Annotated in this window: 17 protein-coding genes and 1 pseudogene; 16 read left to right on the top strand and 2 right to left on the bottom strand. The window is 63.6% G+C overall.

The features are described from left to right. Positions 1-20: 20 nt before the first annotated feature. Complete coding sequence (locus tag PSm6_RS03735) at positions 21-2,723, bottom strand: [protein-PII] uridylyltransferase (RefSeq protein WP_021219445.1); 2,703 nt, start codon at positions 2,721-2,723, stop codon at positions 21-23. Between the two features lie 38 nt (positions 2,724-2,761). Continuing rightward, positions 2,762-3,544, bottom strand: coding sequence for a type I methionyl aminopeptidase (gene map, locus PSm6_RS03730; protein ID WP_021219444.1), 783 nt, complete (start codon positions 3,542-3,544; stop codon positions 2,762-2,764). A 270-nt stretch (positions 3,545-3,814) separates the two neighbouring features. On the opposite strand from map, the gene rpsB reads away from it, so the two are divergent. From rpsB to dnaE, 16 genes and pseudogenes are all read left to right on the top strand, one after another. Further along, the gene (gene rpsB / locus PSm6_RS03725; protein WP_021219443.1) at positions 3,815-4,558 is read left to right on the top strand and encodes a 30S ribosomal protein S2; all 744 of its coding nucleotides are present in this window, start codon (positions 3,815-3,817) and stop codon (positions 4,556-4,558) included. Between the two features lie 127 nt (positions 4,559-4,685). Further along, positions 4,686-5,555 carry a translation elongation factor Ts gene (tsf, locus tag PSm6_RS03720; protein WP_021219442.1) on the top strand — a complete coding sequence of 290 codons (870 nt, stop codon included), beginning with the start codon at positions 4,686-4,688 and terminating at the stop codon, positions 5,553-5,555. Positions 5,556-5,754: 199 nt separating this feature from the next. After that, complete coding sequence (gene pyrH / locus PSm6_RS03715; protein ID WP_021219441.1) at positions 5,755-6,498, top strand: UMP kinase; 744 nt, start codon at positions 5,755-5,757, stop codon at positions 6,496-6,498. Further along, entirely contained in the window at positions 6,495-7,052 is a 558-nt protein-coding gene (gene frr, locus PSm6_RS03710; protein WP_021219440.1) for a ribosome recycling factor, read from the top strand. Before pyrH ends, frr begins: the two co-directional genes overlap by 4 nt. 12 nt (positions 7,053-7,064) lie before the next feature. Continuing rightward, positions 7,065-7,811, top strand: coding sequence for a polyprenyl diphosphate synthase (gene uppS, locus PSm6_RS03705; RefSeq protein WP_031287671.1), 747 nt, complete (start codon positions 7,065-7,067; stop codon positions 7,809-7,811). 2 nt (positions 7,812-7,813) lie between these two features. Further along, complete coding sequence (locus PSm6_RS03700) at positions 7,814-8,629, top strand: phosphatidate cytidylyltransferase (RefSeq protein ID WP_265169563.1); 816 nt, start codon at positions 7,814-7,816, stop codon at positions 8,627-8,629. Then, positions 8,626-9,816, top strand: coding sequence for a 1-deoxy-D-xylulose-5-phosphate reductoisomerase (gene ispC, locus PSm6_RS03695; protein ID WP_031287669.1), 1,191 nt, complete (start codon positions 8,626-8,628; stop codon positions 9,814-9,816). Before PSm6_RS03700 ends, ispC begins: the two co-directional genes overlap by 4 nt. A 14-nt stretch (positions 9,817-9,830) precedes the next feature. Next, a pseudogene (gene rseP, locus PSm6_RS03690) lies at positions 9,831-11,179 on the top strand (RIP metalloprotease RseP). Positions 11,180-11,253: 74 nt separating this feature from the next. Next, positions 11,254-13,605, top strand: a complete 2,352-nt coding sequence (gene bamA / locus PSm6_RS03685; protein ID WP_021219435.1) for an outer membrane protein assembly factor BamA — start codon at positions 11,254-11,256, stop codon at positions 13,603-13,605. A gap of 43 nt (positions 13,606-13,648) precedes the next feature. Further along, on the top strand, positions 13,649-14,152 hold the full coding sequence (locus tag PSm6_RS03680) for an OmpH/Skp family outer membrane protein (protein ID WP_031287668.1): 504 nt from the start codon (positions 13,649-13,651) through the stop codon (positions 14,150-14,152). Between the two features lies 1 nt (position 14,153). After that, entirely contained in the window at positions 14,154-15,212 is a 1,059-nt protein-coding gene (gene lpxD / locus PSm6_RS03675; RefSeq protein ID WP_021219433.1) for a UDP-3-O-(3-hydroxymyristoyl)glucosamine N-acyltransferase, read from the top strand. 46 nt (positions 15,213-15,258) lie between these two features. Continuing rightward, positions 15,259-15,699: a 3-hydroxyacyl-ACP dehydratase FabZ gene (gene fabZ, locus PSm6_RS03670; RefSeq protein WP_031287666.1), complete on the top strand. Its 441-nt coding sequence runs from the start codon at positions 15,259-15,261 to the stop codon at positions 15,697-15,699. Beyond that, complete coding sequence (gene lpxA / locus PSm6_RS03665; protein ID WP_021219431.1) at positions 15,696-16,472, top strand: acyl-ACP--UDP-N-acetylglucosamine O-acyltransferase; 777 nt, start codon at positions 15,696-15,698, stop codon at positions 16,470-16,472. The genes fabZ and lpxA overlap by 4 nt, the downstream gene beginning before the upstream one ends. A 4-nt stretch (positions 16,473-16,476) precedes the next feature. Further along, positions 16,477-17,610 carry a lipid-A-disaccharide synthase gene (lpxB, locus tag PSm6_RS03660; RefSeq protein ID WP_265169559.1) on the top strand — a complete coding sequence of 378 codons (1,134 nt, stop codon included), beginning with the start codon at positions 16,477-16,479 and terminating at the stop codon, positions 17,608-17,610. Further along, positions 17,610-18,212 (top strand): ribonuclease HII, encoded by a 603-nt coding sequence (rnhB, locus tag PSm6_RS03655; RefSeq protein ID WP_021219429.1) that lies wholly within the window; start codon positions 17,610-17,612, stop codon positions 18,210-18,212. Before lpxB ends, rnhB begins: the two co-directional genes overlap by 1 nt. A 141-nt stretch (positions 18,213-18,353) precedes the next feature. Next, the gene (gene dnaE, locus PSm6_RS03650; RefSeq protein WP_021219428.1) at positions 18,354-21,878 is read left to right on the top strand and encodes a DNA polymerase III subunit alpha; all 3,525 of its coding nucleotides are present in this window, start codon (positions 18,354-18,356) and stop codon (positions 21,876-21,878) included. Positions 21,879-21,918: the final 40 nt, after the last annotated feature.

The raw sequence follows: 21,918 nt of genomic DNA, 5'->3' as shown, positions 1-21,918 counted from the left end.
GAGCGGCTGCACGGGCGCGCTCAGATACTGATGCGATTCGGGTCCACGCCCTGGGCGTTGGCTTCGGACAGCTGCGAGACGATGGCGGCCTGCAGGCGCCGGCACAGCTCTGGGTCGGCCAGCGGCTGGTTGTCGGCGTCGGTGACGAAGAATACGTCTTCCACCCGCTCGCCGAGGGTGGCGATCTTGGCGTTCTGCAGCGACAGGTCGAAGTCGAGGAAGATGCGCCCGATGCGCGCCAGCAGGCCGGGGCGGTCGGGGGCGATCAGTTCGAGCACGGTCACCGGGCGCTGGGCGTCGTTGGAGATGGTCACCTGGGGCGGGAAGGCGAAGTGCTTGAGCTGGCGCGGTACGCGGCGCTGGATGATCGCCGGGTACTCGTCGGGGTTCTTCAGCGCCTCGATCAGGCCCTCGCGGATTTCCTTCACCCGCGCCGGGTTGTCGCCGATGGAGCCACCAGCGGTGTCGAGCACGATGTAGGTGTCGAGGGTGAACTGGCTGGTGGAGGTGATGATCCGCGCGTCGTGGATGTTGAGGTTGAGCTGGCTCATCGCGGCCACGGTCACGGCGAAGAAGTCGTGCTGGTCCGGGGCGTAGATGAAGATCTGGGTGGCGCCCTCGAACTCGCGCTGGGCGGTTTCCTTGATCAGCACCAGCGGGTCGTTGCCGGCCGGGTGCTGGAGGATGGCTTCGGTGTGCCAGGCCACGTCGTTGGCGGTGTGGCGCAGGAAGTAGTCGTCGCCGAGCTGGGACCAGAGTTGCTCGGCGTCGTCCTGGTCGATGCCGTTGCGCACGAGGATGTCGATGGCGGCGGTCTGGGTCTGGCGGATCTGCTCTTCGCGGTCCAGCGGGTTTTCCAGGCCGCGGCGCAGGGCGCGCTTGGTTTCGGTGTAGAGCTGGCGCAGCAGGCTGGCGCGCCAGGAGTTCCAAAGGCTCGGGTTGGTGGCGTTGATGTCGGCCACGGTGAGTACGTAGAGGTAGTCGAGGTGGGTCTGGTCGCCGACCAGCTGGGCGAAGTCGAAGATCACCTGCGGGTCGGAGAGGTCCTTGCGCTGCGCGGTGGTGGACATGACCAGGTGGTTCTGCACCAGCCAGGTGACCAGGCGCGAGTCCCAGGCCGGCAACTGGTGCCGGGCGCAGAAGGCTTCGGCGTCGACGGCGCCGAGCTCGGAATGGTCGCCGCCACGGCCCTTGCCGATGTCGTGGTAGAGACCGGCGATATAGATCAGCTCGGGCTTGGGCAGCTTGTCGATGACCTTGCTGGCGAGCGGGAACTTCTCCGCCAGTTCGGGCCACTTGAGCTTGCGCAGGTGCTTGATCAGGTTGAGCGTGTGGGCGTCGACCGTATAGATGTGGAACAGGTCGTGCTGCATCTGCCCGATGATGTGGCCGAACTCGGGCAGGTAGCGGCCGAGGATGCCGTAGCGGTTCATCCGCCGCAGGTTGCGGTGGATGCCCTGGGACGACTTGAACAGCTCGATGAACAGGCTGGTGTTGCGGATGTCGCTGCGGAAGTCGTCGTCGATCAGGTGGCGGCTGTCGCGCAGCAGGCGGATGGTGTCGGCACGCACGCCCTTGATCTCGGGGTGCTGGGCCATCAGCACGAAGATTTCCAGCAGGGCGAAGGGGGTGCGCTTGAAGACGTTGGGGTGGGTGACTTCGATGTAGCGGTCACGCAGCTGGAAGCGGCTGTTGAGCGGCTGCGCGGGCGACGACTCGGCGCTGCGCAGGATGACTTCCTCGAAGTGCTGGTTGATCAGGTCGCTCAGCTCGGCGACGCCCATCACCACGCGGTAGTACTTCTGCATGAAGTGTTCGATGGCCTGCTTGGCATCGTCGCCCTGGAAGCCCAGCAGCCCGGCCAGCTTGCGCTGGTGGTCGAACAGCAGGCGGTCCTCGGCGCGCCCGGCGAGCATGTGCAGGGCGTAGCGCACCTTCCAGAGAAACTCCTGGCTGGAGGCGAGCATGCTGCATTCGCTTTCCACGAGGAAGCCTTCCTTGACCAGGGCGTGCAGGTTGAGGCTGCCGAACTGGCGGCGGGCGACCCAGAGGATGGTCTGGATGTCGCGCAGGCCCCCGGGCGAGCCCTTCACGTTGGGCTCGAGGTTGTATTCGGTGTCGTTGTACTTGGCGTGGCGGGCCTTCTGCTCCTGGCGCTTGGCGAGGAAGAAGTCCTTGCTCGGCCACATGCGCTCGGGGCTGGTGACGTCCTGCATGCGCCTGCGCAGGCTTTCCGGGCCGGCGATGGTGCGGCTTTCCATCAGGTTGGTGACCACCGTCAGGTCGGCGCGGGCCTCATCGGCGCATTCGTCCACCGAGCGCACGCTCTGCCCGACTTCCAGGCCGATGTCCCAGAGCAGGGTGAGGAAGCCTTCGATGGATTCGCGGAAGGTCTCGTGGTCGGCGCTGTCCAGGAGGATCAGCAGGTCGATGTCGGAGTAGGGGTGCAGCTCGCCCCGGCCGTAGCCGCCGACCGCCAGCAGGGCGATGTCGGCGTCTTCGCTCCAGTCGAAGCGCTCCCAGGCGGCGCGCAGGAGCTGGTCGACGAACCAGGCGCGGTCTTCCACCAGGCGGCGGATGTCGCGGCCATTGGCGAAGCGGGTGTCGAGCACCTCCTTCGCCTGGCGGATGGCCTTCTTGAAGGCGGCGATGGGGCTGGATTTCAGCGCCAGCTCGGCCTGGAACTGGCCGCGGTCGAACAGTTCGGGATCCACCTGCGGCATCGGTCGCCTTCCTTATAGCTGTGGGGCGGGGTCAGGACTCAGGCAGAAACCCGGGGAATGGTGTCGTCGCTGCGCAGGGTGAAGATCTCGTAGCCGGTCTCGGTCACCACCAGGGTGTGTTCCCACTGCGCGGAGAGCTTGCGGTCCTTGGTGATGGCGGTCCAGCCGTCGCCCAGTACCTTGGTCTCGGCACGGCCCTGGTTGATCATCGGCTCGATGGTGAAGGTCATCCCCGCCTTGAGCTCCATGCCAGTGCCGGCACGGCCGTAGTGGAGGATCTGCGGCTCTTCGTGGAACACCGCGCCGATGCCGTGGCCGCAGAACTCGCGGACCACCGAGAAACCGTTCTTCTCGGCGTGCTTCTGGATCACCTCGCCGATGTCGCCCAGGCGGCAGCCCGGCTTGACCAGCTCGATGGCCTTGTACATGCACTCCTGGGTGACCTGGGACAGGCGCTCGGCCCAGACCGGCACCTTGCCGACGTGGAACATGCGGCTGGTGTCGCCGTGGTAGCCGTCCTTGATGACGGTTACGTCGATGTTCAGGGTGTCGCCGTCCTTCAGCGCCTTCTCGTTGGGAATGCCGTGGCACACCACATGGTTGATCGAGGTGCAGATGGACTTGGGGAAGCCCTTGTAGTTGAGCGGGGCGGGAATCGCTTTCTGCACGTTGACGATGTAGTCGTGGCAGATGCGGTCGAGTTCTTCGGTGGTCACGCCGGGTTTGACGTGCTCGCCGATCATCTCCAGGACTTCGGCGGCCAGGCGGCCTGCCACGCGCATCTTTTCGATTTCTGCGGGCGTCTTTATGGTCACGGTCATGGCGGTTCTCGAGCGTTTCTATATAAAGGGTGCAATCTTAACAGCTGGAAGCCCGAAGCTTGAAGCTGGAAGAAGGCCCGACGCCTCTCGCTTCGGGTTCTGAGCTTATAGCTTCGGGATGATTTCTGTGCTATAAAACGCGCCGCTTTATGGGCAACCCTGTCCTGAAGCACAAACCCCACACACGTATCGACACGATTTTCTGGGTGCCCGCAAGGGTTGGAGATTGGGGTACGTGGAGGCCTAACCCGACTTAATCAAGGAACTATCATGTCCCAAGTCAATATGCGCGATATGCTGAAGGCCGGTGTGCACTTCGGCCACCAGACCCGTTACTGGAACCCGAAAATGGGCAAGTTCATTTTCGGCGCGCGTAACAAGATCCACATCATCAACCTTGAAAAAACCCTGCCGATGTTCAACGAGGCCCTGTCCTTCGTTGAGAAACTGGCTGCAGGCAAAAACAAGGTTCTGTTCGTCGGCACCAAGCGTTCCGCTGGCAAGATCGTCCGCGAAGAAGCTGCTCGTTGCGGCTCCCCGTACGTCGATCACCGCTGGCTCGGCGGCATGCTGACCAACTACAAGACCATCCGTCAGTCGATCAAGCGTCTGCGTGATCTGGAAGGTCAGGCTCAGGACGGCACTTTCGCCAAACTGACCAAGAAAGAAGCGCTGATGCGCACCCGCGATCTGGAAAAACTGGAACGCAGCCTGGGTGGTATCAAGGACATGGGCGGCCTGCCGGACGCTCTGTTCGTGGTTGACGTTGACCACGAGCGCATCGCTATCACCGAAGCCAACAAGCTGGGCATCCCGGTCATCGGCGTAGTCGATACCAACAGCAGCCCGGAAGGCGTTGACTACATCATCCCTGGTAACGACGACGCCATCCGCGCCGTTCAGCTGTACCTGGGTGCCATGGCTGACGCCGTACTGCGTGGCCGTCAGAACGCCAATGGCGGTGCTGACGAGTTCGTCGAAGAAGCTGCTGCTTCCGAGGCTGCCGAAGGCTGAGGCCGGCGCGCTTAGCGTTACCCGGTGCGCAAGAAGGGGGCTAGGCCCCCTTTTTGCCACCTTAGATATTTGTCTGCCCGGAATGCCGGGCTGAATGGTTGAAAACCTATTCAAGAGGATAGCGAACATGGCAGAGATTACTGCAGCCCTGGTTAAAGAACTGCGCGAGCGCACCGGCCTGGGCATGATGGATTGCAAGAAGGCCCTGACCGCGGCCGAAGGCGACATCGAAAAAGCCATCGACGACATGCGTGCCGCGGGTGCCATCAAGGCCGCCAAGAAGTCCGGCAACATCGCTGCCGAAGGCGCCATCGCCGTCAAGGTTGCTGCCGACAACAAGGCCGCCGTGATCATCGAAGTCAACTCCCAGACCGACTTCCTGGCTCTGCAGGACGACTTCAAGAACTTCGTCGCCGCCACCATCGACCAGGCTTTCGAAGAGAAGCTGACCGACGCCGCTCCGCTGGTTGCCTCCCGCGAAGACGCCCGTCTGGCCCTGGTTTCCAAGACTGGCGAAAACGTCAACATCCGTCGCCTGACCCGCGTCGAGGGTGACGTCGTTGGTGCCTACCTGCACGGCCACCGCATCGGCGTTCTGGTCAGCCTGAAAGGCGGCAGCGTCGAACTGGCTCGCGATATCGCCATGCACGTGGCTGCCAGCAACCCGCAGTTCCTGAACGCTTCCCAGGTTTCCGAAGAAGCTGTTGCCAAGGAAAAGGAAATCTTCCTGGCCCTGAACGCCGACAAGATCGCCGGCAAGCCGGAAAACATCGTCGAGAACATGGTCAAGGGCCGTATCGCCAAGTTCCTCGCCGAAGCCAGTCTGGTCGAGCAGCCGTTCGTCAAGGATCCGGAAGTCAAGGTCGGTGACCTGGCCAAGAAAGCCGGCGCCGAGATCGTTTCCTTCGTACGTTACGAAGTAGGCGAAGGCATCGAGAAGGTCGAAGTGGACTTCGCTGCCGAAGTTGCTGCTCAAGTCGCTGCAACCAAGCAGTAAGACAGCCTAGGCTGTCGCCCTGGAAGAGGCTGCCCGCTCACGCGCGCGGCCTCTTCGTCAAACTGGGGAGCCCTTTTGGGTGGCTCCGTGGCCAAGCCCGCCAGGCGGGCACCAAGTGCCGCGTGCGTAGTCGAAGCTACGCTCCAGAACGCGGGAGCCCCGTGCTCCATGAATTCAATACGCCGCAGGAGAACTCGTAATGGCTCAGCAGGTGAGTGGTCGTCAACCTCGCTATAAACGCATTCTGCTCAAACTCAGCGGCGAAGCCCTGATGGGTGCCGAGGAGTTCGGGATCGATCCGAAGGTCCTGGACCGCATGGCGCTGGAAATCGGTCAGTTGGTGGGCATCGGCGTCCAGGTCGGCCTGGTCATCGGCGGCGGCAACCTGTTCCGCGGTGCCGCCCTCAGTGCCGCTGGCATGGACCGGGTCACCGGCGACCACATGGGTATGCTGGCCACCGTGATGAACGGCCTGGCCATGCGCGACGCCCTTGAGCGTTCCAACATCCCCGCGCTGGTGATGTCGGCCATCTCCATGGTCGGCGTGACCGATCACTACGACCGCCGCAAGGCCATGCGCCACCTCAAGAGTGGCGAAGTGGTGATCTTCTCCGCCGGCACCGGCAACCCATTCTTCACCACCGACTCGGCGGCCTGCCTGCGCGCCATCGAGATCGATGCTGACGTGGTATTGAAAGCCACCAAGGTGGATGGCGTGTACACTGCCGACCCCTTCAAGGATCCGAACGCCGAGAAATTCGATCACCTCACCTATGACGAGGTGCTGGATCGCAAGCTGGGCGTGATGGACTTGACGGCGATTTGCCTGTGTCGTGACCAGAAGATGCCGCTGCGGGTCTTCAACATGAACAAACCCGGCGCCCTGTTGAACATCGTTGTGGGTGGCGCCGAAGGAACCCTGATCGAGGAGGGCGAGCAATGATCAACGAGATCAAGAAGGACACGCAGGAACGCATGACGAAGACCCTGGAGTCGCTGGGTCATGCCTTCGCCAAGATCCGCACCGGCCGTGCGCACCCGAGCATTCTGGACAGCGTGATGGTGTCTTACTACGGCACTGATACCCCGCTGCGCCAGGTGGCCAACGTGACCGCCGAGGATTCCCGCACCCTGGCCCTGACCGTGTTCGACAAGAGCATGATCCAGGCGGTCGAGAAGGCCATCATGACCTCCGACCTCGGCCTGAACCCGGCTACCGCGGGTACCACCATCCGCGTACCGATGCCGGCCCTGACCGAGGAAACCCGCAAGGGCTACACCAAGCAGGCTCGTGCCGAAGCCGAGAACGCCCGTGTCGCGGTGCGTAACATCCGTCGTGATGCACTGGCCCAGCTGAAGGACCTGGTGAAGGAAAAGGCGATCAGCGAGGACGAAGAGCGTCGCGCCGCTGATGACGTGCAGAAGCTGACCGACAAGTTCGTCGCTGAGGTCGATAAGGGCCTGGAAGGCAAAGAAAACGACCTGATGGCTGTCTGACGGCACCCGCATATGGAAAAGAAAGGCGTTTCTCCAGCGATCCCGCGTCATGTGGCGATCATCATGGATGGCAACAATCGCTGGGCCAAGAAGCGCCTGCTGCCAGGTGTCGCCGGTCACAAGGCCGGTGTCGACGCCGTTCGTGCGGTTATCGAGGTGTGCGCCGAGGCCGGTGTCGAGGTGCTCACCCTGTTCGCATTCTCCAGTGAGAACTGGCAGCGCCCGGCCGAAGAGGTCGGCGCGCTGATGGAGCTGTTCCTCTCGGCCTTGCGCCGGGAGGCGCGGCGCCTGAACGACAACCAGATCCGCTTGCGCATCATCGGTGATCGTTCGCGCTTTCACCCCGAGTTGCAGGCTGCGATGCGTGAAGCCGAGCTGCTGACCGCCGGCGAGCATCGCTTCACCCTGCAGATCGCCGCCAACTACGGTGGCCAATGGGACATTACCCAGGCCGCTCAGCGCCTGGCCCGTGAAGTCCAGGCCGGGCACCTGCAGGTGGACGAAATCACTCCCGGGCTGTTGCAGAACTGCCTGGCCACTGGCGACCTGCCGCTTCCTGACCTGTGCATCCGCACCGGTGGCGAGCATCGCATCAGTAATTTCCTGCTCTGGCAGTTGGCCTATGCCGAGCTGTATTTCTCCGATCTGTTCTGGCCTGACTTCAAGCACGAAGCCATGCGCAAGGCCCTGGCCGATTTCGCCATGCGCCAGCGCCGGTTCGGCAAGACCAGCGAACAGATAGAAGCCGAGGCCCGCTAACGATGCTGAAACAACGAATCATCACCGCGCTGGTGCTGCTGCCCATCGCGCTGGGAGGTTTCTTCCTGCTCGATGGCGGTGCTTTCGCGCTGTTCATCGGCCTGGTGGTCAGCCTGGGTGCCTGGGAATGGGCGCGTCTCGCCGGTTTCGGCGCCCAGCCTGCCCGTGTTGGTTATGCCGCACTGGTGGCGGCCCTGCTGTTCGGTCTTTACCAGGTGCCGGCCCTGGCGCCCTGGGTTCTCGCTGCCGGCATCCTCTGGTGGGTGGCAGCGACCTTGCTGGTGCTCGGCTATCCCGCCAGCAGCCGCTACTGGGGTGGCTCTGTGGGCAAGCTGGTCATCGGCCTGCTGATTCTCCTGCCGGCCTGGCAAGGCCTGGTGCTGTTCAAGCAGTGGCCGCTGGCCAACTGGCTGATCCTTGCGGTGATGGTGCTGGTCTGGGCTGCCGATATCGGCGCCTATTTTTCCGGCAAGGCCTTCGGCAAGCGCAAGCTGGCTCCGGCCGTCAGCCCCGGCAAGAGCTGGGAAGGACTGATCGGCGGCCTGTGCACCAGCCTGCTGATCACCCTCGGCGTGGGCATCTTCCGCGGCTGGGCGGGCGGTGAGCTGCTCGCCGGCTTGCTCGGTGCGGCGCTGGTGGTGTTGATTTCGGTGGTGGGCGACCTCACCGAAAGCATGTTCAAGCGCCAGTCCGGCATCAAGGACAGCAGCAACCTGCTGCCTGGCCATGGCGGCGTGCTCGACCGTATCGACAGCCTCACCGCGGCCATCCCGATGTTCGCCGCGCTGCTGTGGATCGCGGGCTGGGGCAGTCTGTGAGTCGTCCCCAGCGCATTACCGTGCTGGGGGCCACCGGCTCCATCGGCCTCAGCACCCTGGACGTCATTGCGCGGCACCCGCTGCGCTACGAAGCCTTTGCCCTGAGTGGTTTCAGTCGCCTGTCCGAGCTCCAGGCGCTGTGCCTGCGGCACCGCCCGCGCTATGCCGTGGTGCCCGACCATGAGTCCGCCCGCCATCTGCAGGCCGGCTTGCAGGGTGCCGGCCTGACCACCGAGGTGTTGGTGGGCGAGAGCGGGCTGTGCGAGGTCGCCTCCCATCCCGAGGTCGACGCGGTCATGGCCGCCATCGTCGGTGGGGCCGGGCTAAAACCGACCCTGGCGGCGGTCGAGGCCGGCAAGCGTGTGCTGCTGGCCAACAAGGAAGCCCTGGTGATGTCCGGTGCGCTGTTCATGCAGGCGGTGCGCCACAGTGGCGCCGTATTGCTGCCCATCGACAGTGAACACAACGCGATCTTCCAGTGCCTGCCCGGCGACTACGCCCGTGGGCTGGGCCAGGTCGGTGTGCGGCGCATCCTTCTCACCGCATCCGGTGGCCCGTTCCGCGAAACATCGCTGGACGCGTTGCACGACGTGACGCCCGAGCAGGCCTGCGCCCATCCCAACTGGTCCATGGGGCGCAAGATCTCCGTGGACTCGGCGAGCATGATGAACAAGGGACTCGAGCTGATCGAAGCCTGCTGGCTGTTCGATGCAAGCCCGGCGCAGATCGAGGTGGTGATCCACCCGCAGAGCGTCATTCATTCCCTGGTCGACTACGTCGACGGTTCGGTGCTGGCCCAGCTGGGCAACCCCGACATGCGTACGCCCATCGCCCATGCCCTGGCCTGGCCGGAGCGTATCGATTCCGGTGTCTCGCCCCTGGATCTGTTCCGTATTGGCCGTCTGGATTTCCAGGAGCCCGATGAAACCCGTTTCCCCTGCCTGCGCCTGGCGCGACAGGCGGCGGAGGAGGGCGGCAGCGCCCCGGCGATGCTCAATGCCGCCAATGAGGTGGCCGTGGATGCCTTCCTCGGGCGGCGGATTCGCTTCACCGAGATCGCGAGTATCATCGACGAGGTGCTGAACCGCGAATCGGTGCTGGCGGTCGAAACGCTGGACGCCGTGCTGCTCGCGGACGCCCGTGCACGCGCTGCGGCGCAGGATTGGCTGGCCCGTCACGGGCGCTAGCCCGGAGGTTTACGATGAGCGCGCTTTACATGGTTCTGGGCACCCTGGTGGCGCTCGGTGTGTTGGTTACCTTCCACGAGTTCGGCCACTTCTGGGTCGCTCGCCGCTGCGGCGTCAAGGTCCTGCGGTTCTCCGTCGGCTTCGGTACCCCGCTGGTGCGCTGGCATGACCGCCAGGGCAGCGAGTTCGTGATCGCCGCCATCCCCCTGGGCGGCTACGTGAAGATGCTCGACGAGCGCGAGGCGGAGGTACCTGCCGCGCTGATCGACCAGTCGTTCAATCGCAAGCCTGTCGGCCAGCGCATCGCCATCGTCGCCGCCGGCCCCATCGCCAACTTCCTTCTCGCGCTGCTGTTCTTCTGGATCCTGGCCATGCTGGGTACCCAGCAGGTGCGCCCAGTGGTGGGTTCGGTCGCCCCCGACAGCATCGCCGCCCAGGGTGGCTTGCAGGCGGGGCAGGAAATCCTCTCCATCGACGGCAAGGCGGTCAGCGGCTGGGGTGGGGTGAACCTGCAACTGGTGCGTCGTCTCGGTGAAAGCGGTGAATTGAACCTGGTGGTGCGAGGCGAAGGCTCGTCTGCCGAGACGCCGGTGCAGCTCCATCTGGATAAATGGCTGAAGGGCGCCGACGAGCCCGATCCCATCGGCTCTCTCGGCATCCGTCCCTGGCGCCCGGCCATGCCGCCGGTGCTGGACGAGGTGCCGGAAGGTCCGGCGCAGGCAGCTGGCCTGCGCCCTGGTGACCGTATCCGCGCGCTCGACGGGCAGGTGCTCGACGACTGGCAGCAACTGGTCGATTTCGTCCGCAGTCGTCCCGGGCAGCGCATCACCGTGCGCTACGAGCGTGACGGCCAGGTCGCCGAGATGCCGGTCACCCTGGGTGCGCGTGGCGAGGGTGAAGCCCACAGCGGCTTCCTCGGTGCGGGTGTCAAGGCGGGCGAGTGGCCGAAAGAGATGCTGCGCGAGGTCAGCTTCGGTCCGCTGGATGCCATAGGTGAGGCAGCGGGTCGCACCTTGTCCATGAGCCTGCTAACTCTGGATTCCCTAAAGAAAATGTTGCTCGGCGAGCTCTCGGTAAAAAACTTGAGCGGGCCGATAACCATTGCTAAAGTGGCGGGCGCTTCAGCCCAGTCCGGCGTGGGAGATTTCCTGAATTTCCTGGCCTACCTGAGCATAAGCCTGGGGGTTCTCAATCTGTTGCCAATTCCCGTCTTGGACGGGGGCACCTGCTGTTCTACCTGATTGAATGGGCGCGTGGACGACCACTGTCAGAGCGGGTGCAAGCGTGGGGGGTGCAGATCGGCATCAGTCTAGTCGTCGGGGTCATGCTATTGGCTCTGGTGAACGACCTGGGTCGTCTGTAACGCGTCACTGAATTCCGGATCTGCCGCCCTTCGCGGCAGATTCCTTATTATCAGTTGGAATAAAAAAGGACTTCATGAAACGCCTGCTGCTAACTGCGGTGCTCGCCGCACTCATGATCGGCGAAGTTCACGCCGAGTCCTTCACCATCTCCGACATCCGCGTAAACGGCCTGCAGCGGGTATCCGCCGGCAGCGTGTTCGGTGCTCTGCCGCTCAACGTCGGCGATCAGGCGGATGACCGCCGCTTGGTTGAAGCCACTAGGGCCCTGTTCAAGACCGGTTTCTTCCAGGACATCCAGCTTGGCCGTGACAACGGCGTTCTGGTGATCACCGTTGTCGAGCGCCCGTCGATTTCCAGCATCGAAATCGAGGGCAACAAGGCCATCACCAGCGAAGACCTGCTCAAGGGCCTGAAGCAGTCCGGCCTCTCCGAGGGCGAGATCTTCCAGCGTGCCACCCTCGAAGGCGTGCGTAACGAACTGCAGCGCCAGTACGTGGCCCAGGGCCGTTACTCCGCCGAGATCGACGCCGAAGTGATCCCGCAGCCGCGCAACCGTGTCGCGCTGAAGATCAACATCAACGAAGGCACGGTTGCCGCGATCCAGCACATCAACGTGGTGGGCAACACGGTATTCCCCGATGAGGACCTGATCGGCCTCTTCGAGCTGAAAACCACCAACTGGCTGTCCTTCTTCAAGAACGATGACAAGTACGCCCGCGAGAAACTCTCCGGTGACCTGGAGCGCCTGCGTTCCTATTACCTGGACCGCGGCTACATCAACATGGACATCTCCTCCACCCAGGTGTCCATCACCCCGGACAAGAAGCACGTCTACATCACCGTCAACGTCGACGAGGGCGAGAAGTACACCATTCGCGACGTCAAGCTCTCCGGCGACCTGAAGGTCCCTGAAGAGGAAGTGAAGGCGCTGCTGCTGGTCAAGGAAGGTCAGGTCTTCTCCCGCAAGATCATGACCACCACGTCCGAGCTGATCACCCGCCGCCTGGGCAACGAGGGTTACACCTTCGCCAACGTCAACGGCGTGCCCCAGGCACACGATGAGGATCACACAGTATCCGTGACCTTCGCCGTCGACCCGGGCAAGCGTGCCTACGTCAACCGCATCAACTTCCGTGGCAACACCAAGTCCGAGGACGAAGTGCTGCGCCGCGAAATGCGTCAGATGGAAGGTGGCTGGGCGTCGACCTACCTGATCGATCAGTCGAAGACCCGCCTCGAGCGTCTGGGCTTCTTCAAGGAAGTCAACGTCGAGACCCCGCAGGTCCCCGGCACCGACGACCAGGTGGACGTCAACTACAGCGTGGAAGAGCAGCCCTCCGGCTCCATCACCGCCAGCGTCGGCTTCGCCCAGAGCGCAGGCCTGATCCTCGGTGGCTCGATCAGCCAGAACAACTTCCTCGGTACCGGTAACAAGGTCAGCATCGGTCTGACCCGCTCCGAGTACCAGACCCGCTACAACTTCGGTTTCGTCGACCCCTACTGGACCGTCGACGGTGTGAGCCTGGGCTACAACGCCTTCTATCGCACCACCGACTACGACGACCTCGATGTCGACGTATCCAGCTACTCGGTGAACAGCCTCGGTGGCGGCGTCAGCGTTGGTTATCCGATCAACGAGACCTCGCGCCTGACCTTCGGCCTGACCGTGCAGCAGGACGAGATCGACACCGGCCTGTACACCGTCGACGAGATCTTCGACTTCATCCGCCAGGAAGGCGACAGCTACCTGAACTTCAAGGGCTCCATTGGCTGGTCCGAGTCCACACTGAACCGTGGCGTGCTGGCCAACCGCGGTCATTCCCAGAGCCTGGTGCTGGAAAGCACCCTGCCGGGCAGCGACCTGTCGTTCTTCAAACTCGACTACCGCGCCCAGCTGTTCACCCCGCTGAGCCAGAACACCGCGCTGCGCTGGCACACCGAACTGGGCTACGGCGACAGCTACGGCTCCACCTCCGAACTGCCGTTCTACGAGCATTACTTCGCCGGCGGCTTCAACTCGGTGCGTGGCTTCGAAGACAGCAGCCTCGGCCCGCGCAGTACTCCAAGTAAGGGTAAAAACCCAGGTACCATCACCGACCCGGACCAGGATCCGTTGCCCTTCGGTGGCAACGTGCTGGTACAGGGCGGCGTAGAGCTGCTGTTCCCGCTGCCCTTCGTCAAGGACCAGCGCCAACTGCGTACCGTGCTGTTCTGGGACGTGGGTAACGTGTTCGACACCAGTTGCTCGTCCACCGCGACCAACTGCAGCAGCATCAACGCAGGCGACCTCGCCAGCTCCGTGGGTGTGGGGCTGACCTGGATCACCGCGCTGGGGCCGTTGAGCTTCAGCCTGGGCATGCCGGTGAAGAAGCCGGACAATGCCGACACCCAGGTATTCCAGTTCTCCCTGGGCCAGACTTTCTAATTGCTGATCAAGAAGACAACAGTGTTTGTTGCAGGAGTGCATCGTGCGTAAGTTGACTCAAATCGTTCTGGTTGCCGCGGCCCTGATGGCCTCTCCGGCTTTTGCCGAGATGAAGGTTGCGGTACTGAACTATCAGATGGCGCTCCTCGAATCGGATTCGGCGAAGAAGTACGCCGTTGATGCCGAGAAGAAGTTCGGCCCGCAGCTGACCAAGCTGAAGACCCTGGAAAGCGACGCCAAGCGCATTCAGGATCGCCTGGTCAAGGAAGGCGAGAAGATGCAGCAGGCCGAGCGTGAACGCCTGGAGCTCGAATTCAAGCAGAAAGCCCGTGACTTCCAGTTCCAGTCCAAGGAACTGAACGAAGCCAAGGCCGTGGCTGATCGCGAAATGCTCAAGCAGCTCAAGCCGAAGCTGGACCAGGCCGTCGAAGAAGTCCTGAAGAAGGGCAGCTACGACCTGGTGCTGGAGCGTGGTGCGGTGATCGATGTCAAACCTCAGTACGACATCACCCGCCAGGTCATCGAGCGCATGAACCAACTGCGCTGATATGACCGCCCCGACCTTTACCCTCGGCCAGTTGGCCGAGCGTCTCGACGCCACCTTGCGTGGCGACGAGGCAAGGGTTGTCTCCGGATTGGCCACCCTGCAGGACGCTGGCCCCGATCAGCTGACCTTCCTGGCCAATCCGCAGTACCGCAAGTTTCTCGTCGATACCCGCGCTGCCGCCGTGCTGCTGACCCCGGCCGATGCCGAAGGCTTCACCGGTGACGCGCTTCTGGTGCCCAACCCCTACCTGGCCTACGCCCGGCTCTCCCACCTGTTCGATCCCAAACCCGTCTCCCCTGCCGGTATCCATCCGAGTGCGGTAGTCGCGGCCGATGCCATCGTCGATCCGTCGGCGAGCATCGGGCCTGGCGCGGTGATCGAGTCCGGTGCGCAGATTGGCGCGGGCGTCACCGTTGGCGCCTACAGCGTCATCGGTGCCCGCAGCGTGGTGGGCGAGGGTGGCTGGCTGGCGCCGCGAGTCACGCTTTACCACGATGTCCGCATCGGTAAGCGTGTGGTCATCCAGTCGGGCGCGGTGATCGGTGGCGAGGGCTTCGGCTTCGCCAACGAGAAGGGCGTCTGGCAGAAGATCGCGCAGATCGGCGGCGTCACCCTGGGCGACGATGTCGAGGTGGGTGCCAATACCACCATCGACCGTGGCGCCCTGGCCGACACCCTGATCGGCAACGGTGTGAAACTGGACAACCAGATCATGATCGCCCACAACGTCCAGATCGGTGACAACACCGCTATGGCCGGTTGCGTGGGCATTTCGGGCAGTACCAAGATCGGCCGCAACTGCATGATTGCAGGCGGCGTCGGCATGGTCGGGCATATCGAGGTCTGCGATGGCGTGTTCGTCACCGGCATGACCATGGTCACCCGTTCCATTACCGAGCCTGGTGCCTATTCCTCCGGTACCGCTATGCAACCTGCGGCGGATTGGAAGAAGAGCGCAGCCAGGATTCGCCAGTTGGATGACATGGCGCGTCGTCTGCAACAGCTGGAAAAGCGCCTGGCGTCAGTGACCCCGGGCGGGGATGCTTCATCTGATGCGTGACCCGCGCAGCGCCGCATCCCCAATCCCCTTTTAAGGCTCCAGGAAAATGATGGACATCAACGAGATTCGCGAATACCTGCCGCACCGCTACCCTTTCCTTCTGGTGGATCGGGTCGTGGATCTGGATATCGAAGGCAAGCGCATTCGCGCCTACAAGAATGTCAGCATCAACGAGCCATTCTTCAACGGCCACTTCCCCGAACACCCGATCATGCCGGGCGTGCTGATCATCGAAGCGATGGCCCAGGCTGCCGGCATTCTCGGTTTCAAGATGCTCGACGTGAAGCCGGCCGACGGCACCCTGTATTACTTCGTCGGCTCCGACAAGCTGCGCTTCCGCCAGCCGGTGCTGCCGGGTGACCAGCTGATCCTCGAAGCCAGCTTCCGCAGCGTCAAGCGCAGCATCTGGAAGTTCGAGTGCCAGGCCAGTGTCGATGGCAAGGAAGTCTGCTCGGCCGAAATCATTTGTGCGGAACGCAAATTATGAGTTTGATCGACCCTCGCGCCATCATCGATCCGTCAGCTCGGCTGGCGGATGACGTCCAGGTCGGCCCCTGGTCGATCATTGGACCCGATGTGGAAATCGGCGAGGGTAGCGTGGTCGGCCCCCATGTAGTGATCAAGGGCCCGACCCGCATCGGCAAGCACAATCGCATCTACCAGTTTTCTTCGGTAGGCGAGGACACGCCCGACCTGAAATACAAGGGCGAGCCCACCCGGCTGGTGATCGGCGATCACAATGTGATCCGCGAAGGCGTCACCATCCACCGGGGTACCGTGCAGGACCGATCCGAAACCACCATTGGCGACCACAACCTGCTGATGGCCTATGTGCACATCGGCCACGACAGCGTGATCGCCAATCATTGCATCCTGGTCAACAACACCGCGCTGGCGGGCCATGTCCATGTGGATGACTGGGCGATCCTCTCCGGCTTCACCCTGGTCCACCAGTTCTGCCGCATCGGCGCCCACAGCTTCTCCGGCATGGGCACCGCCATCGGCAAAGATGTTCCGGCCTATGTCACCGTGTTCGGCAACCCCGCCGAGGCGCGCAGCATGAACTTCGAGGGCATGCGCCGTCGTGGTTTCTCCGCCGAGGCGATCCAGGCCCTGCGCCGTGCCTACAAGGTGGTCTACCGCCAGGGGCTGACCGTCGAGCAGGCGCTCGCCGAGCTGGCCGAATCCTCCGAACAGTTCCCCGAGGTTGCGGTGTTCCGCGACTCGATCCAGTCCTCGACCCGCGGCATCACCCGCTGAGCCCATGACCCGTCCATTGCGCATCGCGCTGGTCGCCGGCGAGGCGTCCGGCGACATTCTCGGCTCCGGCCTCATGCAAGCCCTCAAAGCCCGTCACCCCGATGCCGAATTCATTGGCGTCGGTGGACCGTTGATGGAGGCCGAAGGGCTGGTTTCCTATTTCCCCATGGAGCGTCTCGCGGTGATGGGGCTGGTCGAGGTACTCGGCCGCCTGCCTGAGCTGCTGCGCCGTCGCAAGCGGCTGATCGCCACCCTGATCGACGCACGCCCGGACGTTTTCATCGGTATTGACGCCCCCGACTTCAACCTGGGCGTCGAGCTCAAGTTGCGTCGCGCCGGCATTCGCACCGTGCATTACGTCAGCCCCTCCGTGTGGGCCTGGCGGCAGAAGCGCGTGCTGAAGATTCGTGAAGGCTGCGACCTGATGCTCACCCTGTTCCCCTTCGAGGCGCAGTTCTACGAGGCCCATCAGGTGCCCGTGCGTTTCGTCGGGCACCCGCTCGCCGACACCATTCCGTTGCAGGCCGACCGTGCCGCCGCCCGCGCGGCCATCGACGTCCCGGAGGATGTGTCGCTGGTTGCGCTGATGCCCGGCAGCCGGGGCGGCGAGGTGGGCAAGCTCGGCAGCCTGTTCCTCGATGCTGCCGAGCGCATGCGTTCCATGCGTTCGGGCCTGCACTTCGTACTGCCGTGCGCCAGCCCCGCTCGACGCCAGCAGCTGGAGCAGATGCTGGCGGGCCGGAACCTGCCGCTGACGCTGCTCGATGGCCGCTCGCACCAGGCCCTGGCGGCCTGCGACGCGGTGTTGATCGCATCGGGTACCGCGACCCTGGAAGCCTTGCTGTACAAGCGCCCGATGGTGGTGGCCTACAAGGTTGCCCCCATGACCTATCGCATCCTCAAGCGATTGGTGAAAAGCCCCTATGTTTCGCTGCCCAACCTGCTGGCCCAGCGCCTGCTGGTTCCCGAGTTGCTGCAGGACGCGGCCACGGCGGAGGCGCTGGCGCAGACGCTGGTGCCGCTGCTCGATGGCGGTGATGTGCAGACCGAGGGCTTCGACGTGATCCATCGTACTCTGCGCCTCGACGCTTCCAAGGAAGCGGCCAGTGCAGTACTCGAGCTGATAGGGAGCCGCTGATGCAACTCGGACTGGATTTCGCCCTGGTGGAAGAACTGGTTGCCGGCGTCGACGAGGTGGGCCGTGGCCCGCTTTGCGGCCCCGTGGTCACCGCTGCGGTGATCCTCGATCCCGCGCGCCCCATTCTTGGCCTCAATGATTCGAAGAAGCTCACCGAGGCACGCCGTGAGGCGTTGTTCGACGAGATCCGCGAGAAGGCCCTGGCCTGGTGCATTGCCCGCGCCGAGGTGGAGGAGATCGATCGCCTGAATATCCTCCACGCCACCATGCTGGCTATGCAGCGTGCGGTCGAAGGGCTGAGCATCACCCCGAAACTGGCGCTCATCGACGGCAACCGCTGCCCGAAGCTCGCCGTGCCCAGCGCACCGGTGATCCAGGGCGACGCCAAGGTGCCGGCCATCGCCGCTGCCTCGATCCTGGCCAAGGTCAGCCGTGACCGCGAGATGCAGGAACTGGACGCGCTGTACCCCGGCTACGGCATGGGCGGGCACAAGGGTTACCCCACTCCCGTGCATCTGGAAGCCTTGCGCCGCCTGGGCGCTACGCCCATTCACCGGCGCTCATTCGCGCCGGTACGGGCGGTGATCGAAGGCGCCGACTGACGCTCGTCAGCCCGCCTGATCCTCATTTGATCGGCCTGCCGGAGCACGTTCCGGCAAGCGGCCGTTTCCGACTTGAAGCCTGCTGCCGCTTCCGCTGTACAATCCCGGCCTTGCCGTTTTTGCGTTTTGAATAGGACCGCCATGACTGTCGCCTTCGTCCATCTCCGTCTGCATTCCGAATACTCCCTGGTCGACGGCCTGGTACGGGTCAAGCCCCTGATCAAGGCCGTTGCGGGGGCCGGTATGCCCGCCGTCGCGGTCACCGACCAGAGCAACATGTGCTCCCTGGTTAAGTTCTACAAGGCGGCCATGGGCGGTGGCATCAAGCCGATCTGCGGCGCCGACATCTGGCTGGCCAGCCCTTATGAGGACGGCCCGCTGACGCGCATGACCCTGCTGGTGATGAACGCCAAGGGTTATCGCAACCTTACCGAACTCGTGTCCCGGGGCTGGTCGGAAGGCCAGAGCAACGACCTGGTGATCATCCAGCGCGACTGGGTGAAGGAGGCCGCCGAAGGCCTGATCGCCCTCTCTGGTTCCAAGGAGGGCGAGATTGGCATGGCGCTGCTCAACGGCGACCAGGCGGGGGCCGAGGCCTTGCTGGCCGAGTGGCAGGCCGTTTTCCCCGATCGCTTCTACCTGGAGCTGCAGCGCACCTCCCGGGTCAACGATGAGGAGCACGTGCACGCAGCCGTCGCCCTGGCAGACCGCTGTGGTGCCCTGCTGGTGGCGACCAACGACGTGCGCTTCATCAAGCCCGGCGACTTCGATGCTCACGAGACCCGCGTCTGCATCGGCGAGAGCCGCGTCCTTGACGATCCGCGCCGGCCACGCAACTTCTCCGACCAGCAGTACCTGAAGTCCCCGGAGGAGATGGCCGAGCTGTTCGCCGACATTCCCGAGGCGCTGCAGAACACCGTCGAGATCGCCAAGCGTTGCAACATCGAGGTGCAGCTGGGCAAGCACTTCCTGCCCGACTTCCCGACGCCCAACGGCATGGGCATCGACGACTACCTGCGCCACGCCTCCTACGAGGGGCTGGAAGAACGCCTCAAGGTGCTCTGGCCCAAGGACACCACGCCCGACTACGAGGAAAAGCGCCAGCTTTACATCGACCGGCTGGAGTTCGAACTGGGCACCATCATCCAGATGGGCTTCCCCGGTTACTTCCTGATCGTTGCCGACTTCATCCAGTGGGCCAAGAACAACGACGTGCCGGTGGGCCCTGGTCGGGGCTCGGGTGCCGGCTCCCTGGTGGCTTACGTACTCAAGATCACCGACCTTGACCCGCTGGCCTATGACCTGCTGTTCGAGCGCTTCCTCAACCCCGAGCGGGTCTCCATGCCGGACTTCGACGTCGACTTTTGCATGGACGGCCGTGACCGCGTGATCGACTACGTGGCCGACAAATACGGGCGCAACGCGGTAAGCCAGATCATCACCTTCGGCTCCATGGCGGCCAAGGCGGTGGTGCGCGATGTGGCGCGGGTGCAGGGCAAGTCCTACGGCCTGGCCGATCGCCTGTCGAAGATGATTCCCTTCGAAGTGGGCATGACCCTGGAGGCCGCCTTCAATCAGGAGGAGGCGCTGCGCGACTTCCTCAAGGTCGACGAGGAAGCCCAGGAAATCTGGGACATGGCCTTGAAGCTCGAAGGCATCACCCGTGGTACCGGCAAGCACGCCGGTGGCGTGGTGATTGCGCCGACCAAGCTCACCGACTTCTCGCCCATCGCGTGTGACGAGGAGGGTGGCGGCCTGGTGACCCAGTTCGACAAGGATGACGTTGAAGCTGCCGGCCTGGTGAAGTTCGACTTCCTCGGCCTGCGTACGCTGACGATCATCAAGTGGGCCATGGAGATGATCAACCGGGAGCGGGTCAAGGAAGGCAAGCCCCTGGTGGATATCGACCGCATCCCGCTGGATGACAAAAAAACCTACGACATGCTGCAGAAGGCGGAGACCACCGCGGTCTTCCAGCTCGAATCCCGCGGCATGAAGGAGCTGATCAAGAAGCTCAAGCCCGACTGCCTGGAAGACATGATCGCCCTGGTGGCGCTGTTCCGCCCGGGCCCGCTGCAATCGGGCATGGTGGACGACTTCATCAACCGCAAGCACGGTCGGGCCGAGCTGTCCTACCCGCACCCGGACTACCAGTACGCGGGCCTCGAGCCCGTGCTCAAGCCCACCTACGGCATCATCCTGTACCAGGAACAGGTGATGCAGATTGCCCAGGTGATGGCGGGCTACACCCTCGGCGGCGCGGATATGTTGCGCCGTGCCATGGGCAAGAAGAAGCCCGAGGAGATGGCCAAGCAGCGTGGCGGCTTCATCGAAGGCTGCTCCAGCAACGGTATCGACGAGAACCTCTCGGGCAACATCTTCGACCTGGTGGAAAAGTTCGCCGGCTACGGCTTCAACAAATCCCACTCGGCAGCCTACGGCTGGGTCTCCTACCAGACCGCCTGGCTCAAGGCGCACTTCCCGTCGCCCTTCATGGCTGCGGTACTCACGGCGGACATGCACAACACCGATAAGGTGGTGACGCTGATCGAAGAGTGCCGGAACATGAAGCTGCGCATCGTCGCGCCGGACGTGAATAACTCCGAATACCGCTTCACCGTCGATGACGCCGGGCAGATCATCTACGGCCTGGGCGCCATCAAGGGTGTGGGCGAGGGCCCCGTTGAGGCGATCACCGAATGCCGCGCCGAAGGTGGCCCGTTCAAGGACCTCTTCGACTTCTGCAACCGCATCGACCTCAAGCGCGTCAACAAGCGCACCCTGGACGCCCTGATCCGAGGCGGCGCATTGGATCGCCTCGGCCCGTTCTTCAGCGAAGAGCCCAAGGCCTACCAGGCGGGCATCGACCGCAACCGCGGGGTGCTCCTGGCGTCCATGGAGGAAGCCATCCAGGCTGCCGAGCAGACGGCGCGCAGCCACGACAGCGGACACATGGACCTGTTCGGCGGCCTGTTCGCCGAACCCGAAGCGGACATGTACGCCAACCATCGCAACGCCAAGGAGCTGTCCCTCAAGGAGCGGCTCAAGGGCGAGAAGGATGCCCTGGGGATCTACCTCACCGGGCACCCGATCGACGAATACGAAGGCGAGGTGCGTCGCTTCGCCCGCCAGCGCATCGTCGAGCTGAAGCCTGCGCGTGACACCCAGACCATCGCCGGCCTGATCGTCAACCTGCGGGTGATGAAGAACAAGAAGGGCGATAAGATGGGCTTCATCACCCTCGACGACCGTTCCGGTCGCATCGAGGCGTCGCTTTTCGCCGATGCCTTCAACTCCGCCAGTGCATTGCTGCAGACCGACGCGCTGGTGGTGGTCGAGGGCGAGGTCAGCCACGACGATTTCTCCGGCGGCCTGCGCCTGCGTGCCAAGCGCGTGATGAGCCTGGAGGAGGCCCGCACGGGGCTCGCCGAGAGCCTGCGGATGAAGGTCGACCACAGCGCCCTGCAGGGCGATCGCCTGCGCTGGCTGGCTGATCTGTGCAATCGCCATCGTGGCTCCTGCCCGATCACGCTGGACTACAGTGGAGCGAGTGCCAAGGCGTTGCTGCAGTTCGGTGAGCAGTGGCGGATCGACCCCGCCGACGCTTTGATTCAGGCATTGCGTGACCAGTTCGGGCGCGACAACGTCTTCCTGCACTACCGCTGAAGCGAAGGGGCGCCCGGTCGCCCCTCGTTTTCTCGACCCG

The sequence above is a fragment of the Pseudomonas solani genome (assembly GCF_026072635.1).
Classification (GTDB): domain Bacteria; phylum Pseudomonadota; class Gammaproteobacteria; order Pseudomonadales; family Pseudomonadaceae; genus Metapseudomonas; species Metapseudomonas solani.
This window is presented reverse-complemented; position numbering and strand designations above follow the sequence as displayed.

Bases quoted from the DNA above. Each gene is read 5' to 3' on its own strand.
- tsf (WP_021219442.1), top strand. From the start codon at position 4,686: ATGGCAGAGATTACTGCAGCCCTGGTTAAAGAACTGCGCGAGCGCACC.
- lpxA (WP_021219431.1), top strand. From the start codon at position 15,696: ATGAGTTTGATCGACCCTCGCGCCATCATCGATCCGTCAGCTCGGCTG.
- pyrH (WP_021219441.1), top strand. From the start codon at position 5,755: ATGGCTCAGCAGGTGAGTGGTCGTCAACCTCGCTATAAACGCATTCTG.
- lpxD (WP_021219433.1), top strand. From the start codon at position 14,154: ATGACCGCCCCGACCTTTACCCTCGGCCAGTTGGCCGAGCGTCTCGAC.
- PSm6_RS03735 (WP_021219445.1), bottom strand. From the start codon at position 2,723: ATGCCGCAGGTGGATCCCGAACTGTTCGACCGCGGCCAGTTCCAGGCC.
- fabZ (WP_031287666.1), top strand. From the start codon at position 15,259: ATGATGGACATCAACGAGATTCGCGAATACCTGCCGCACCGCTACCCT.
- dnaE (WP_021219428.1), top strand. From the start codon at position 18,354: ATGACTGTCGCCTTCGTCCATCTCCGTCTGCATTCCGAATACTCCCTG.
- map (WP_021219444.1), bottom strand. From the start codon at position 3,544: ATGACCGTGACCATAAAGACGCCCGCAGAAATCGAAAAGATGCGCGTG.
- PSm6_RS03700 (WP_265169563.1), top strand. From the start codon at position 7,814: ATGCTGAAACAACGAATCATCACCGCGCTGGTGCTGCTGCCCATCGCG.
- rpsB (WP_021219443.1), top strand. From the start codon at position 3,815: ATGTCCCAAGTCAATATGCGCGATATGCTGAAGGCCGGTGTGCACTTC.
- rnhB (WP_021219429.1), top strand. From the start codon at position 17,610: ATGCAACTCGGACTGGATTTCGCCCTGGTGGAAGAACTGGTTGCCGGC.
- bamA (WP_021219435.1), top strand. From the start codon at position 11,254: ATGAAACGCCTGCTGCTAACTGCGGTGCTCGCCGCACTCATGATCGGC.
- frr (WP_021219440.1), top strand. From the start codon at position 6,495: ATGATCAACGAGATCAAGAAGGACACGCAGGAACGCATGACGAAGACC.
- lpxB (WP_265169559.1), top strand. From the start codon at position 16,477: ATGACCCGTCCATTGCGCATCGCGCTGGTCGCCGGCGAGGCGTCCGGC.
- uppS (WP_031287671.1), top strand. From the start codon at position 7,065: ATGGAAAAGAAAGGCGTTTCTCCAGCGATCCCGCGTCATGTGGCGATC.